This window comes from Catellatospora sp. NPDC049111, from assembly GCF_040648615.1.
GTDB classification, from domain to species: Bacteria; Actinomycetota; Actinomycetes; order Mycobacteriales; family Micromonosporaceae; genus Catellatospora; species Catellatospora aurea.
Map to the genome: position 1 here is coordinate 11,949 of NZ_JBEZEB010000008.1, position 14,943 is coordinate 26,891.

General features: G+C 73.1%; 14 protein-coding genes. 5 read left to right on the forward strand and 9 right to left on the reverse strand.

The features are described 5' to 3' along the window. Positions 1 to 158 precede the first annotated feature (158 nt). From AB0B66_RS14170 to AB0B66_RS14180, 3 genes are all read left to right on the forward strand, one after another. Entirely contained in the window at positions 159 to 1,205 is a 1,047-nt protein-coding gene (locus AB0B66_RS14170; RefSeq protein WP_360528288.1) for an ABC transporter ATP-binding protein, read from the forward strand. Between the two features lie 142 nt (positions 1,206 to 1,347). Next, positions 1,348 to 1,836, forward strand: a complete 489-nt coding sequence (locus AB0B66_RS14175; protein ID WP_360528291.1) for a GNAT family N-acetyltransferase — start codon at positions 1,348 to 1,350, stop codon at positions 1,834 to 1,836. Continuing rightward, positions 1,833 to 2,291 (forward strand): HAD domain-containing protein, encoded by a 459-nt coding sequence (locus AB0B66_RS14180; protein WP_360528294.1) that lies wholly within the window; start codon positions 1,833 to 1,835, stop codon positions 2,289 to 2,291. Before AB0B66_RS14175 ends, AB0B66_RS14180 begins: the two co-directional genes overlap by 4 nt. 55 nt (positions 2,292 to 2,346) lie before the next feature. Here the strand turns inward: AB0B66_RS14180 and AB0B66_RS14185 are convergent, their stop codons facing one another. The 6 genes from AB0B66_RS14185 to AB0B66_RS14210 all read right to left on the reverse strand — a co-directional run bounded on the left by AB0B66_RS14185 (position 2,347) and on the right by AB0B66_RS14210 (position 8,776). Then, positions 2,347 to 2,748, reverse strand: coding sequence for a hypothetical protein (locus AB0B66_RS14185; protein WP_360528297.1), 402 nt, complete (start codon positions 2,746 to 2,748; stop codon positions 2,347 to 2,349). A 147-nt stretch (positions 2,749 to 2,895) separates the two neighbouring features. Beyond that, a complete protein-coding gene (locus AB0B66_RS14190) occupies positions 2,896 to 3,918 on the reverse strand; it encodes an aspartate-semialdehyde dehydrogenase (RefSeq protein WP_360528300.1) in 1,023 nt (340 codons plus the stop codon). Between the two features lie 82 nt (positions 3,919 to 4,000). Next, a complete protein-coding gene (locus AB0B66_RS14195; RefSeq protein ID WP_360528303.1) occupies positions 4,001 to 4,864 on the reverse strand; it encodes a DMT family transporter in 864 nt (287 codons plus the stop codon). A gap of 1 nt (position 4,865) precedes the next feature. After that, positions 4,866 to 5,711, reverse strand: coding sequence for an alkaline phosphatase family protein (locus AB0B66_RS14200; RefSeq protein ID WP_360528306.1), 846 nt, complete (start codon positions 5,709 to 5,711; stop codon positions 4,866 to 4,868). A gap of 79 nt (positions 5,712 to 5,790) precedes the next feature. Continuing rightward, positions 5,791 to 7,410, reverse strand: a complete 1,620-nt coding sequence (locus tag AB0B66_RS14205; RefSeq protein ID WP_360528309.1) for a glycoside hydrolase family 13 protein — start codon at positions 7,408 to 7,410, stop codon at positions 5,791 to 5,793. A gap of 262 nt (positions 7,411 to 7,672) precedes the next feature. After that, complete coding sequence (locus tag AB0B66_RS14210; protein WP_360528312.1) at positions 7,673 to 8,776, reverse strand: P1 family peptidase; 1,104 nt, start codon at positions 8,774 to 8,776, stop codon at positions 7,673 to 7,675. Positions 8,777 to 8,849: 73 nt separating this feature from the next. Between AB0B66_RS14210 and AB0B66_RS14215 the strand changes: the two genes are divergently transcribed. After that, positions 8,850 to 9,914, forward strand: coding sequence for a hypothetical protein (locus AB0B66_RS14215; protein ID WP_360528315.1), 1,065 nt, complete (start codon positions 8,850 to 8,852; stop codon positions 9,912 to 9,914). A gap of 49 nt (positions 9,915 to 9,963) precedes the next feature. Then, positions 9,964 to 10,749, forward strand: coding sequence for a DUF6807 family protein (locus AB0B66_RS14220; RefSeq protein ID WP_360528318.1), 786 nt, complete (start codon positions 9,964 to 9,966; stop codon positions 10,747 to 10,749). Positions 10,750 to 10,853: 104 nt separating this feature from the next. On the opposite strand, the gene AB0B66_RS14225 is transcribed toward AB0B66_RS14220, so the two are convergent. The 3 genes from AB0B66_RS14225 to AB0B66_RS14235 all read right to left on the reverse strand — a co-directional run bounded on the left by AB0B66_RS14225 (position 10,854) and on the right by AB0B66_RS14235 (position 14,869). Next, positions 10,854 to 11,456, reverse strand: coding sequence for a TetR/AcrR family transcriptional regulator (locus tag AB0B66_RS14225; RefSeq protein WP_360528321.1), 603 nt, complete (start codon positions 11,454 to 11,456; stop codon positions 10,854 to 10,856). 70 nt (positions 11,457 to 11,526) lie between these two features. Next, positions 11,527 to 12,837, reverse strand: coding sequence for an MFS transporter (locus AB0B66_RS14230; protein ID WP_360528324.1), 1,311 nt, complete (start codon positions 12,835 to 12,837; stop codon positions 11,527 to 11,529). Positions 12,838 to 12,895: 58 nt separating this feature from the next. Next, the gene (locus AB0B66_RS14235) at positions 12,896 to 14,869 is read right to left on the reverse strand and encodes a CocE/NonD family hydrolase (RefSeq protein ID WP_360528327.1); all 1,974 of its coding nucleotides are present in this window, start codon (positions 14,867 to 14,869) and stop codon (positions 12,896 to 12,898) included. Between the last annotated feature and the right edge of the window lie 74 nt (positions 14,870 to 14,943).

Genomic DNA, 14,943 nt, shown 5'->3' on the forward strand with positions numbered 1-14,943 from the left:
GGAGCGAGGAGCGGGCATGAGCGAGCTGGGCGAGCGAATCGGCGGGCGCGGTTCTCATGCTGGTGACGAGCGGAGCGAGGAGCGGGCATGAGCGAGCTGGGCGAGCGAATCGGCGGGCGCGGTTCTCATGCTGGTGACGAGCGGAGCGAGGAGCGGGCATGAGCGAGATCTCGGTGCATCCGGTGCTGGAGGCGCGGAACCTGCACGTCGGGTTCGGGGGGCGTGGCAAGGGGATCCCGCCGGTGCGGGCCGTGGACGGGGTCGAGCTGTCCGTCGACAAGGGACAGATTGTCGCGCTGGCCGGGGAGTCGGGCAGCGGCAAGACGACGCTGGCCCGGACGCTGCTCGGCCTGCAGCGGCCGTACCAGGGTGAGGTGCTGCACCACGGCAGGCCGCTGGACTACAGCGGCAGGGGGCTCAAGGCGCTGCGGCGCAGGGTGCAGCTGGTGCTGCAGGATCCGACGGGCGCGCTCAACCCGCGCCGCACCGTGTACGAGGCCGTCGCCGAGGGTCTGCGCATCCACAAGGTGCCCGGGGACGAGCGCGCGCAGGTAGCCAAGGCGCTGGCGCAGGCCGGGCTGCGGCCCGCGGAGCGCTTCTTCGGCCGGTATCCGCACGAGCTGTCCGGCGGGCAGCGCCAGCGCGTCGTCATCGCGGGTGCGCTGGTGCTGGAACCCGAGCTGATCATCGCCGACGAGCCGGTGGCGTCCCTGGACGCGTCGGTGCGCGGCGAGATCCTCGCGCTGCTGCTGTCGCTGCGCGACGAGCTGGGCCTGTCGGTGCTGGTCGTCACGCACGACCTCGGCCTGGCCTGGAACATCGCCGACCGGCTCGCGGTGATGTACCTCGGGCGCATCGTCGAGGTGGGACGGACCGAGCAGGTGCTGGCCGCGCCGAAGCACCCCTACACGGCGGCGCTGCTGTCGGTGCTGCCGGAGGCTTCGGGGCGTACCCCCGTGATCCTGTCCGGCGAGTCGCCGGACCCGTCGCGGATCCCGGGGGGCTGCCGCTTCCATCCGCGCTGCCCGGCGCTGGCCGACGGTCTCGCGCAGCGGGCGGGCATCGCCGACCGCTGCGTCGGCGAGACGCTGCCGGTGCTGCCGCTGCACGGCCCGCACGCGGCCGCCTGCCTGCTGTCCGGCCACATCGGCGACGGCATCGCCGGCGCCGCCGGCGGCTCCCCGACCGGCCTGCACTCCGCCTGACGGGCAGCTCTGCCTGGATCTAGATGATTTGTGGTCGCCGGGCGACCACAAATCATCTAGATCAAGCGATGGTGGGGGAAATCGCGAGACGGGAGCGTTGCCGTCGGCTTATCGTCGGCCTTTCGACGACGGCGGAGGGGCAGTGGGCGGGTATCGGGTGCGGTCCGCGACCGAGGGTGACTGGCCCCTGCTGGAGGCGCTGGAGTCGGCGGCCGACCGCGTGTTCGAGCCGATCGGGTTCGGCCCGCTGCCGCCGGCCGCGCCCGCCCCGTCCTACGCCGATGCGGAGTGCGTGCTGGTCGTGGGTGATCCGCCGGTGGGCTTCGCGCGGCTCGGGCTGGTCGACGGGACGGCCTACCTGGAGCAGCTGTCCGTGCATCCGGACCACAGCGGGCAGGGTGTCGGCACCGCGCTGCTGGCGGCGGCGTGCGGGTGGGCGGCGGCCGCGGGCCATCGCGAGCTGACCCTGACCACGTACGCGCAGATCCCCTGGAACGGGCCGTTCTACGCCGGTCGCGGCTTCCGCCCGGTGGCCGAGCCTGGCCCGCAGATGCGTGAGCTGCGCCTGCACGAGGCCGAGCTGGGCCTGGACGTGCTGGGGCCGCGGCTGGTGATGAGCAGGGCGCTGTGAGCCGGGAGGCGCTCGCGCTGATCGACGTCGACGGGGTGCTCAACCCGCACGGTTCGGTCGCCTGCCCGGCCGGGTACACCGAGCACGAGCTGTTCCCCGGGGAGCTGGTGCGGGTCCGGGCCGAGCACGGGGCGATGCTGCTGCGGCTGGCGGAGCGGTACACCCTGGTCTGGGCCACGTACTGGGAGGACGAGGCGAACCGGCTGCTCGCGCCGCTGCTGGGGCTGCCGCGGCTGCCGGTGATCCCGTGCGCGGGACCGCCCGGCAGCGGGCGGGACAAGCTTCTCGGGATCGCGCCCTGGGTCGCCGACCGGCCCGTGGTGTGGTTCGACGACCTGCACAGCGCGGCCGCCCACGAGTGGGCCGAGCGCCGGGACGCGCCGACCCGCCTGATCCACGTCGATCCGGTCGAGGGTCTGGCGGACGTCCACATCGATCAGGCGTTGCGGCTCTGACGCGCCGACGGCGCAGTCCTGCGCCCGCGGGGCAGCCGGCTGGGTCGGCGGGCGGTCAGGTGGCGAGGTTGGCGAGGATGAAGAGCCCGACGATCGCGGCGCCCGGGACGCCGGCCATCCAGCCGATGACGAGCCCGACGGCGTTGGCTCCGTCGCGGCGTACCGTCCGGGCGACGCCGTAGGCGACGACGAAGGCGGCGAGCAGCAGCTGGGCGACTACGCCGCAGACGGCGAAGACCGGGCCCGGGTCGTCGGTCAGCATCGCCGGGAGCATCGGCAGGAGCACGGCCAGGCCGTGACCGGCCAGCGCGGTCCCTATACCGGAGCGCACCCGCCGTACGCGGCGCGGGCCGCGCTCGGCGGCGGGCGGCTCGAAGGCGTCGGCGCGGTTCTCGACGGCCGGGACGACGTGCGGCCGGGCGGCGAGCAGGGGAGCCCGGTAGGGGTTGGGGGTCACCTCTTCATTGCACCAACCCGACGGCCGTGCGGCCCTTTCTCACACCACGTCTTCACAGCATCCACACGACCTGCCCGATCGCGCGGTGGATGTTAGGAAGGGCACCTTCTACAACGCGGAGCGTTAAGAAGGTGCCCTTCCTTTGCCCTAGAAGTCGGCGAGGACCAGTTCGGCGATCTGGACGGCGTTGAGGGCGGCGCCCTTGCGCAGGTTGTCGCTGGAGCAGAACAGGGCCAGGCCGTTCGGGGCGGTCTCGTCGCGGCGGATGCGGCCGACGTAGGTCGGGTCCTGGCCGGCGGCCTGCAGCGGGGTGGGCACCTCGGCCAGGATCACGCCGGGGGCGTGCGCGAGCAGCTCGCGGGCGCGCTCGGGGCTGATCGGGTTGGCGAAGCGCGCGTTGAGCTGCAGCGAGTGCCCGGTGAAGACCGGCACCCGGACGCAGGTGCCGGAGACCGGCAGGCCCGGGATGTCGAGGATCTTGCGGGTCTCGTTGCGGAGCTTCTGCTCCTCGTCGGTCTCGTTCGAGCCGTCGGCGACGACCGAGCCGGCGAGCGGGAGCACGTTGAACGCGATCGGGTGCGCGTACACCTTCGGCTCCGGGTAGTCGACGCCCCGGCCGTCGTGGGCGAGCGCGCGGGCGTCGGCGACCACGGCCGTGGCCTGCTCGTGCAGCTCGTCGACGCCGGTCAGGCCGGTGCCGGAGACGGCCTGGTAGGTGCTGGCGATCAGCCCGGTCAGCGTCGCCTCGTCGTGCAGTGGGCGCAGCACCGGCATCGCGGCCATGGTGGTGCAGTTCGGGTTGGCGATGATGCCCTTGGGACGCAGCTTCGCGGCCTGCGGGTTGACCTCCGCGACGACCAGCGGCACGTCCGGGTCCAGCCGCCAGCCGGACGAGTTGTCGATGACGACCGCGCCGGCCGCGGCGACCTTGGGCGCGAGCGCCAGCGAGGTCGTCTTGCCGGCGGAGAACAGCACGATGTCGAGCCCCGTGTAGTCGGCCGTGGCCGCGTCCTCGACGGTGACCTCGCCGTCGCCCCAGGGCAGGGTGCGCCCGGCGGACCGGGACGAGGCGAACAGCCGCAGCTCGTCGATGGGGAACTTGCGCTCCGCGAGCACCCGGCGCATGACGCCGCCGACCTGGCCCGTGGCTCCGACAATGCCGATTCTCATACGCACAGGTTACTCAAAAGGTTGATCTACCAGGCGTGCTGTCCCGTCATCCGGGCCGCGCCGTCCCGTGACGAGCAGCACGTCAGCCGCGGCCCAGGGTGACGCCGACCGCGCCGACGACCACACCGAGCGCGGCGATCAGCCGCCGCCACATGTCGCGCTCGCCCAGGAACCGCGCCCCGAGGAACACCACCAGCAGCACGCTGACCTCGCGCAGCGGCGCGACCACGGTCACCGGGGCCATCGTCATCGCGGTCAGGGCCAGCATGTACGCCCCCGGCGAGCAGATCGCGGTGCCGAACACCTCGCGCCGGTGCTCCCGCCACACCTGCCTGACCTTCGTGCGGTGCCGGAACAGCCACGGGGCCAGCAGCAGCGCCCGGCCGGTGTCGCCACCCCAGTTGACCAGGATCGGCGACAGCGCGGCGACCGCGACCGCGTTGCGGTCCCACAGGGTGTACGCGGCGATGAACACGCCCGTCGCCAGCGCGTACAGGATGGGGGCCTTGCGTTTGAGGGCGTCGGGGGAGGGCTTGCCGATCAGCGCGACGCTGACCGACAGTGCGAGCGTGCCCGCCCAGCCGAGCAGGCCGGGGTCCTCGTCGAAGAACGGCACCGCGACGGCGCAGATCAGCACCGGGCCCAGGCCCCGGGCGACCGGGTACACCACCGACAGGTCGCCGACCGCGTAGCCGCGCTGCAGCAGCAGGTAGTAGCCGGTGTGCAGCAGCGCCGCGCCGCCGAGCAGCACCAGGCTGCCCCAGCCGAGGGAGTCCCAGCCCGTGACCAGCGCCCAGATGCCGAACGGGGCCCAGATCAGCGCGGCGACCACGGACCAGACCGCGACGAACACGGTGCCCGCGACGGCGGCCCGCTTGGACAGCAGGTTCCACGTCGCGTGGCACAGCACCGAGGCGGCGACCAGGGCGAAAGCGGTGAGGGACACGTCAGGCCACCGTCGCCGGGCGGCGCTCGGGGATCAGGGAGGTCCCGGCGAGGTGGCTCTCGCCGATCAGGGGCTGGCCGAGCACCGCCAGCACGGTCGGGGCGACCGAGACGTGGCTGACGTCGGCGGGCGGCGTGGCGCCGATGCCCGCGCCGCAGGCGGCCAGCCACGCGGTGCGCTCCCAGCGGCTGCGGCCGCCGTGGCCGCCCTCGTCCCGGTGCCCGTGGTCGGTGACGACCAGGACCGTCCAGCTCTCCTGCGCGTACCGGGGGCGGGCGCGGACGGCGTCGAGGACCTGGCCGAGGCGGTGGTCGGCGCGCTCGATCGCGGCCGTGTACTGCGCTCCGGTGCCCAGTTCGTGGGCGACCTCGTCGGGTTCGCCGAGGTAGACGAACGAGGCGTGGAATGTGCCCTGGCCCAGGGCCCGAGCGGCGGCGTCGGCGACCTGCTGGTCGGCCGCGTCGTGGCCGAGCGTGTGCCCGTCGGCGAAGGTGAGCAGGCTGGGCGAGGCGAACATCGGGCCGCCGTACGCGGTGGTGACCAGGGGGGCCCAGCTCGCCCCGACGAACGTGGTGAAACCCCGGCGCTTGGCCGTGGTGAACACGTCGGGGAAGGCGTCGAGGCGGTGGCCGGAGAACACGTTGCCGTAGATGCCGTGCACCCGCGGCCACAGCCCGGTCGCGACCGACGCCCAGGTCGGCCCGGACAGGGTGGGCGCGTCGGTGCTCAGCTCGAACTCGGCCAGCCACCCTTCGCGCTCGATCGTGTCCAGGTGGGGGGTGTGCGCCGCGCGTGCGGTGTCCAGCCGGACTCCGTCGATGCCGACGACCAGGATGTGTGCGCTCATGCGGTCGCTCCAGGGTGTTCAGGGCATGGTCGTGGTACCTGCCCGCCTCGGGTGGGCGGGCAGACGGGTCAGGGCAGGGTCAGGCGACGCGCATCCATACGGCGCTGTTCGGGGGGACCTTCAGGTCCTCCAGCGGATCGCTGGTGAGCAGGAGGTACTCGTAGGGCGGCAGCTCGGCGGGGGTGTCGCTCAGGTTGACCAGGCAGGCGAAGCCGTCGCCGCGCTGGAACAGCAGCACGCCGATGGGGGCGGGCAGCCATTGCATCGGGCCGTCGCCGAGGTCGGGCTCGGTGCGGCGCAGGTGCAGGGCGCGGCGGTACAGCTCCAGCATCGAGCGCCGGTCCCCGGTCTGCGCGGCGGCCGACAGCCGGGCCCAGCTCGCGGGCTGCGGCAGCCACGGGTCGGCGGCCGCCCCGTCCGGGCTGAAGCCGTACGGCTTGGTATCCCCCGACCAGGGCAGCGGCACCCGGCACCCGTCGCGGCCCCGGTCGGTGAAGCCCGAACGCAGCCAGCGCGGGTCCTGCAGCAGTGCGTCGGGGATGTCCTCGACCTCGGGCAGCCCCAGCTCCTCGCCTTGGTACACGTAGGCGGAGCCGGGCAGCGCCAGGGTCAGCAGCGCGGCGGCGCGGGCGCGGCGGGTGCCGAGCGCGAGGTCGCTGGCCTCGAAGTGCTTGGCGTCGTCGAACGAGTGCGCGGTGTGCGCCCGGCCGTAGCGCGTGACGTGCCGTACCACGTCGTGGTTGGACAGCACCCAGGTCGCGGGCGCGCCGACCATGGCATGCGTGGCCAGCGTCGTGTCGATGACGTCGCGGAACGCGGCCGCGTCCCAGGGGCAGGACAGGAACGGGAAGTTGAAGCCGGTGTGCAGCTCGTCCGGGCGCAGGTAGCGGGTGAACCGGTCGGGGTCGTCGTCCCACAGCTCGCCGACGAACACCCCGCGCTGCGGGTACGAGTCGGCGATCTTGCGCCACTCGCGGTAGATCTCGTGCACGCCCTCCTGGTCGCGCCAGGGCCGGATCATGTCGGGACCGAGCGTGGCCACGTCCGGCAGGGCCGCGTCCTTGACCAGGTGGTCGGCGACGTCGATGCGGAACCCGTCGACGCCCCGGTCGAGCCAGAAGCGCAGCGTGGTCTGGAAGTCCTCGGGCACAGCCGGGTTGTCCCAGTTCCAGTCGGGCTGCTCGGGGGCGAACATGTGCAGGTACCACTCGCCGTCGGGGACCCGGGTCCAGGCCGGGCCGCCGAAGTGCGAGCCCCAGTCGGTGGGCGGCAGCTCCCCGTGCTCGCCGCGGCCGGGGCGGAACCAGAACAGCTCGCGCTCCGGCGAACCGGGTCCGGCGGCGAGCGCGGCCTGGAACGCCGGGTGCCGGTCGGAGCAGTGGTTGGGCACGATGTCGACGATGACCCGCAGGTGGTGCTGGTGGGCCTCGGTGATGAACCGCTCGGCCTCGGCCAGGGTGCCGAAGACCGGGTCGATGTCGCGGTAGTCGGCCACGTCGTAGCCGGCGTCGGCCATCGGGGAGACGTACCAGGGGCTCAGCCAGACCGCGTCGACGCCGAGGTCGCGCAGGTACGGCAGGCGCTCGCGCAGGCCGGTGAGGTCGCCGAGGCCGTCGCCGTTCCCGTCGGCGAAGCTGCGCGGGTACACCTGGTAGATGACGGCGTCACGCCACCAGGGGTGTTCGTGTCGTGAGGACATGTCCGGCTCCGATGGGCGAGTGCGGGTACGTGGCCCGATGGTAACGCGATGGAAAACGTTTTCCATCGCGGTCGCTCACCCTACCGGGACGTTTCACTCACGGTCAACGGTCCGTTCACCTTGTTGATCGTCCGACTTGCCCGGCACCTGTGCGTATCTTGAAGCGCGTTTTTCCACAGGTGCCAGGCAAGTCGGACGATCTTGGCGGGTGTCCGGCCCTGCGCGGGCGACCGCGAGTGCGGGGGTCGGGGCGGCGATCGGCCTACGAGTGCAGGGCGAGCAGGGCGGCGACACGTTCGACGGGCAGGCCTTCCGACGTGTTGCCACCGCGGCCGACCACCGTCGGGGCATTGAGCAGGCTGTTCAGCACGCTCTCCTCCGTCGCCTCGACCACGGCGGCGAAGAACGGGTCGAGCTGACGGCCCTGCAGCGGGATGACGGTCGAGGCGGTGCCGCGCGGGGCGCGCAGGCCGGTGGCCAGGGCCAGGAAGATCTCGCCGCTGGCGTGGTGCGCGGTCGAGCCGGTGCGGGCCAGGCCGAGCCCGGCGCGGCGGGCCAGCCGTTGGCAGCCCGCCGGATCGATCGGCGCATCGGTGATCACGATGACGATGCAGGAGCCCGCCGGCGGGGCGGTCGGGGCGGGCGCGGGCGGCAGCAGCTGTCCGACCGGGACACCGGCCACCGTCAGGCGACCGCGCTCGCCGAAGTTGGTCATCACCAGCACCCCCAGCGTGTGGCCCGACGGCAGCACCCGGGACGCGGTGCCGATGCCGCCCTTGAAGCCCAGGCAGCTCATACCGGTGCCCGAGCCGACCGCGCCCTCGGCGGGCTCGGCGGTGGGCCGTCCCGCCGCGCGGTCGGCCTCGGCCGCGGCGGCGCTCGCCCGCGCGGCGTCCAGCGCGGCGGCCACGTCGTCGCGGGTCACCTGCATACGACGTGACTCGGACAGGAAGCTGTCGTCGCACTCGGCCACCACCGGGATGACCACGTCGTCGTCGCCGATGCCCGGCTCGGACTCCATCAGCAGCTCACAGGCGGCGTCGTACACCCGGCCCAGCTGCATCGTGGAGGTCAGGAATATCGGCGTCTCGACCAGGCCCCACTCCTGCGCGGACATGAAGCCGGTGCACTCGCCCGCGCCGTTGAGGATCGCGCCGCCCGCCGGGATCGGCTCCCGGAACGCGTTGCCGCCCGGGTCGAGCACGGTCACCCCGGTGCGGGCGACACCCCGTCCGGCCGGCGGCGGCTCCTCGTCCCGCCACACGGTGCTGTGGCCGACGCCCACGCCGGGCACGTCGAGGATGGAGCGGCTGGGGCCGCTGGGCAGCTCACCGATGGTGATGCCGAGGTCGTCAACACGAGGCATGGGCGCAGCCTAACTGAGTCTCGACTCAGTAACGATCCCCGTCGAGGGCTGCCTGCGCTGGCATCATGCCGGGATGGCGAAGCTGGACCTGCCCGTGGTGTGGAGCGACGACGTGCTGCGGCACGTGCCGGACGCGGAGATCTGGATCGGGGTGCGCACACCCGGCACGGAGCTGCCCGAGCGGGCCACCGTGCTGCGCTCGGCGCTGGTGCGGGCCGGGGCGCGGCTGGTCGAGGCGCGGCCGCTGGGCGACGAGCTGCTCGCGCAGACCCATACTCCGGAACTGCTGGCGCACCTCGAAGGCGTCTACGGCCAGTGGGCCGAGGGCGGTTACCTGGAGTATCAGAACCGGGTGGTGCCGTACGTGTTCCCGACGCCGGCGATGCTGGAGGGGCTGCCGGTGCGCCGGCCCACGGCCACGCACGCGCGGGCGGGGCAGTTCTGCTACGACACGATGACCCTGGTCGGTCCGGGCACCTGGCCCGCGGCACGGGCCGCCGCGCATGCCGCCGCGACCGCAGCCGACCTGGTCGCCGCGGGGGAGCGGGCCGCGTACGCCATCTGCCGCCCGCCCGGCCACCACGCCACCCGCAGCGGCTTCGGTGGATCGTGCTACCTCAACAACGCCGCCGTCGCGGTGCTCGCGCTGCGGCGCGCGGGCGTGGCCCGGGTCGCCGTGGTCGATGTGGACGCCCACCACGGCAACGGGACTCAGTCGATCTTCTATGACCGCGCCGACGTGCTCTACACCTCGGTGCACGTGGACCCGGGCGAGGGCTGGTTCCCCCACTACGCGGGTTTCGCCGACGAGACCGGCACCGGTGCGGGCGAAGGCGCGAATCTGAACGTGCCGCTGGCCCCGGGCACCGGCGACGAGGGCTGGCTGGCCGGGGTACGCGAGCTGGTCGAGTTCATCGGCGACCGGGCCGACGCGGTGGTGCTCTCGCTGGGCGTCGACGCGGCCAAGGACGACCCGGAGAGCCCGCTGCAGGTCACCGAGGACGGCTACGGTCGCACCGGCGAGCTGGTCCGTGAGCTGGGCCTGCCCGTCGTCGCCGTGCACGAGGGCGGCTACCACCTCCCGACGCTCGGCCCGCTGACGGTCGCCACCCTGGCGGGCATCACCGGAACCCGCTAACCTCACATGCGGTAAGCGCTTTCCGCGATGGGAGAGGTGGCGGGTCCGCGTGGAGTTCACGGTGGCGGGACGGGTGGTCGCGGAATACCGCTCGGGCCTGGGGATCGAGGCGACGCTCGGGCCGCGGCCCCACCTGCATCCGATCCGGACGCTCGCCGGGACCGTGGTCACCGACACGCTGCCGGCCGACCACCGGTGGCACCTGGGCCTGTCGCTGGCCATGCAGGACGTCAACCGCAACAACCTCTGGGGCGGGCGTACGTACGTGCGCGACCAGGGGTACACCTGGCTCGACGACCACGGGTCGATCACCGGCGAGGGCTTCGACGAGGTGCGGCCGGACGGGTTCGCCCAGCGGCTGGCCTGGCGCGCCGCGGACGGCAAGGTGCTGCTGTCGGAACGGCGCACCATGGCGGCCACCCACCTCGACGAGCGGTCCTGGGCGCTGGACCTGGCCTGGGCGCTGACCGCCGAGCAGACCGTGGCGCTGGGCAGCCCCGCGACGAACGGGCGGCCGGGCGGGGCCGGCTACGGCGGGTGCTTCTGGCGGGTGGCGCCGGGGGCGAACCTGGGGTTGACCGCGGGGGAGTTGTCCGGTGAGGAGCAGGTCAACGGGAGTGCGGAGCCTGAGCTGGTGTGGCGGGGCGAGTCGGGCGGGGCGGCGTACACCCTGCGGTTCTCGGGTCTGGGCGACGGCGACCGCTGGTTCGTGCGGACCACCGAGGGCTCGACCGGGTATCCGGGCGTCTGCGCGGCCTGGGCCTACGAGCGGACCCGGATCATCGAAGCGGGCGAGACCCGCACCGGCGCCCTCCGCGTGGTGATCAGCGACTGAGCCGCGGGACGCGGCAGTTGCGGGGAAACTGCGGCAATGGGGGCGCTGATTCGTGCAGTTTCCCGGAAAGTGCGCGACGGCCCGGCCGTGCGACGGCGGGGCCGTCAGGCGAGGGCGGCGGGGTCGAGGCCGACCTCGCGGGCGGCGGTCATGCGCATCCATTCGAAGGCCTGCTTGCGGGAGATGGCCTTCTCGTGCACGGTGAGCTGGACGGCGAGGCCGTCGATGATGGCGTTGATGCGCCAGGCCGCGCCGGCCGGGTCGTCGCAGGTGAACGAGCCGTCGGCGACCCCGTTGGCGATGACCTCGGTGAGGCCCTCCTTCCAGCGCAGGTCCATGCGGCGCGACACCTTCTCCAGCTCAGGGGTGCGCAGCGCCTCCGACCAGCCGTCGATCCACATCATCCAGGACTTGGACCGCCCGGTCGGGGCGAGCAGCTTCACCAGCTTCTTGAGCTTCTCGACGGACGACGCGTTGGAGTCGATCACCGCGTGCAGCCGGGCCATGTCCTGCTCGGCGGCGTACGCGAACGCCTGCGCCAGCAGCGCGTCCTTGCTGGTGAAGTGGTAGAAGACCAGCGCCTGGCTGACCCCGGCCGCCTTGGCGACGTCGGCGGTGCGGGTGTTGGCGAAGCCGCGTTCGACGATCACGTCCACTGCGGTGCGCAGCAGCGCGTCCAGGCGCACTTCGGCAGTTCGTCGAGCCACCGCTGAACCCTAACGCACGCCTGTCCATGCCCCACCATCCGCCAACTCGGACGATCTTGCGGGCCGCGGGTCAGTGGGCGGCGGCGGGGGCGGGGAGGGCTGCGGGGTCGGGGTTGGCGGCGGCGTCGGCGGCGATGCGGCGGCTGGCGGCGATGGCCAGCAGGGCTCCGGTGGCGACCATGGCGGTGGCGATCAGGATGACGACACTCAGGCTGGTGCCCTGGTTGATGATCAGGCCGGAGATCGACGAGCCGGCCGCGAAGCCGACGTAGATGCCGGTGCCGACCCAGGTGAAGGCCTCGGTGCTGCGCCCGGCGGGGGCGATCCGGGTGACCAGCGCGCACTCGACCGCCGTGGTCGGGGAGATGACCATGCCGCCCAGGAACAGGATCAGCGCCAGGCTGGGCAGGCCGTAGGCCAGCAGCATCGCGCCGAAACCGAGCGTGTTCAGGCACAGCAGCAGCGCGAACAGCTTCGCCTGGCCGAGTTTCGGGTTCATGCCGGAGAACCAGACACCGCCGACGATGGAGCCCGCGCTCCAGGCGGCCACCACCGCACCCGCGGCCTGCGGCGCGCCCAGGTCGGCGGCGTACTTCGGGATCGCCACCTCCATCACGCCGTACGCGGCCGCCTCCAGCGCTCCGACGACCAGCACGACGACCAGGCTCAGCCGCATCAGGCGGTTGGCGCGCAGGGCGCGGGTGCGCGCGGCGGAGCTGAGGTCCGAGGTGGTGGCCGCGGCGGCGAGCGCGGCGGTGCGCACCTCGCGGTAGCGGGCGGTCAGCCCGGGTGCGGCGGCCAGGCCCAGCGAGCCGACGGTGGCCAGCAGGGCGGTGACGATCACCGCGACGTACGGGTTGGTGGCCGCCGTGACCAGGGCGATCAGCATCGGCCCGAGCACGTAGGTGAGCTCGACGGTGATGGCGTCGAAGGCGTACGCCGTCTGCACGTGCGCGGGGGCCAGGCCGGGCAGCACGACGCGGGTGACCGCGCCGACGGGCGGGTTTGCGGCTCCGGCCAGCGCGGCGAGGCCGATGATCAGGGCCACCGGCTGGTGCGTCCACAGTGCGGCGACCATGCCGGTGAGCAGCAGCGCGTAAAGCACGCCGGTGATCCGCAGCACCGCGACGGCGTGCCCGCGGTCGCACAGCCGGCCCAGCCAGGGCGAGGTGAACGCGGTGATCGCCGAGTGCGCGCCGGTGGCGATGCCGGCCACGGCGTACGAGCCGGTGCCGTGCTGGACGGCGAGGATGAACACGAGGGTCGCCATGCCGTAGGGCAGACGGCCGATCAGGGACGGCAGCGCCACCCGGGCGACACCCGGGCTGGCCATCAGGGCACGGTAACGGCGGGCAGCGGTGACGACCGCGAGGCCGGACATGGAAAGGGCTCCCAAGCAGGAAGTAAGGAAAGGGTCGACGTCGGCGCGGTGAGCGGCGTCAACCGAAGCGGCGGGCCGCCTGGTGGTTCCAGCAGCGCTTGCTCACGACAGCGTCGCCGTCGTACGCCCGCAGCGTGATCGCGACCGTCAGGTGGTCGGCGTCGGCGGTCAGCTCGACCGCGCATTCGGTGCTCACGCTGGTCTCGCCCCAGGTGAGCGTGAACCGGGCGGTGGACGTCGACGTCTGCCGCCAGGTGCGCCGGTCGACGGTGACCGAGGCGCTGTACCGGTCGGTGCAGGTGCCGCCGGTGATGTCCCAGGTCGAGCCGTGCTCCACGGTGGCCGTGGTGACACGGTCGATCACGTCGTCGCTGATCCGCCACGCCACCGCGTCGCCCTCGACCGTGCGCTGCCCCTGGTCGTAGCGGGGCGCCGGGTCGTGGGCCTGCGGGGCGGGCAGGTGGATCGTGCTGCGCTCGCCGTCCACGGCCAGGGTCACCGGGCGCGGCGGCGCGACGGTGTTCGGCCAGTCCACGCCGCTGACCGACAGCCGCAGCCGGCGTCCGGGCAGCACCGTGTAGGCGCAGGTCTCCAGCTCGACCTCGGCGTCGGTGAACTCGCCCGGCGTGAGCGGGACCGGCTCGGTGTGGCCGTCGCGGTGGGCCAGGTTGAGGAATCCGCGCGTGATCAGCGTCGAGGTGCCGTCGTCGGCGACGTCGCACAGCTTGACGGACACGCTCGCCAGCGGCTGGTCGGCCGCGACGCGCAGGCTGACCCAGCCGGGCCCGACGAGCGTCAGCGGCTCCGTCTCGGCAGGGAGATCCCAGGTCAGCGAGGCGGCGTCGTCGAAGCGCTGGTCGGTGGGCTGGCCCCAGGGCAGCCGCCCGGCGCAACTGTTCCACGCCGCGGTGCCGGTGTCGGCGCGCACCGCGAGCACCCGGGTGCCACCGCCGATCGCCCCGGACCGCGGGCAGCGCCAGGTCGTGTTCGGCCAGTCGGGCATGCTCCGCCAGGACCCGGCGACCTGCGCCGCGTCCGGCTCCGGGGTGCCGCCGGATTCGCGCAGGAAGAAGGTGTACGGCGGCTCCGTGTCCACCCCGTTGGCGACGCCCCGCAGCCAGCGGTCGAACCAGCGCGCCAGCTCGGCGACCAGGTCGAGATGCGGTCCGGGCAGCGCGGACTCGGCGGACATGTGGCTCCACGGCCCGGCCAGCAGCCGCGCCGGGGTGCCCGCGTCGCGCAGCTGCGCGACGGTGCGGAAGCTGTTGTTGCGGTAGCCGTCGGCCCAGCCCGCGACGATCATCGTGGGCACGGCGATCCGGGCGTAGTCGTTGCCGTACCCCTCGTCGGTGTCCAAAGACGGGTCGCGCAGGGAGCCGTGCCGCCAGTAGGGGCCGTCGAGGGGCTCGTCGAGCCAGCGCAGCAGCCAGGGCTCGGTGCGGTCGAGCCGGTCGTGCCAGCGTTCGCGCCAGTCCGGCCCCGCGATCGACGGCACCGGCGGCAGCGCGTTCATCGCGATCATGTACGTCGGGTAGTCGACGACGTCGAGCAGCCGCAGTGATCCGCCCATGTAGTGCACGTCGTCGGTGTAGCGGTCGTCGGTCGCGTAGATCGGCACGATCGCCCTCAGCGCCGGCGGGCGGCGCATGGCGACCTGGATCGCGTTGAACCCGGAGTAGGACGTGCCGTACATGCCCACATTGCCGTCGCACCAGGGCCGCTCGGCCAGCCACGCGATGACGGCGACCAGGTCGTCCTGTTCGCGCAACGGGTACTCGTCGACGGCGATGCCCTCGCTGGAGCCGGTGCCGCGCAGGTCGACCCGGCATACGGCGTACGAGAACTCGTCGCGCAGGCGCTCGTACTCCTCGGCGTACGAGGAGGTGATGTCGTCCTTGCGGTAGGGCAGCGCCTCCAGCAGGCAGGGCTGCGGGGCGTCGGTGGCGGGGAGGTACAGGGACGCGGCAAGCCGGACACCGTCGTCCATGGTGATCCAGACCTGCTCGCTGCGCCCTGCGGCCCGCGTGGCCATGCCGACACCCCTCCCGGTTCCCCGCAAGGTTACTTGCTGACTGAGTCATCAGTCAACAAAGCGCGCATGAACCG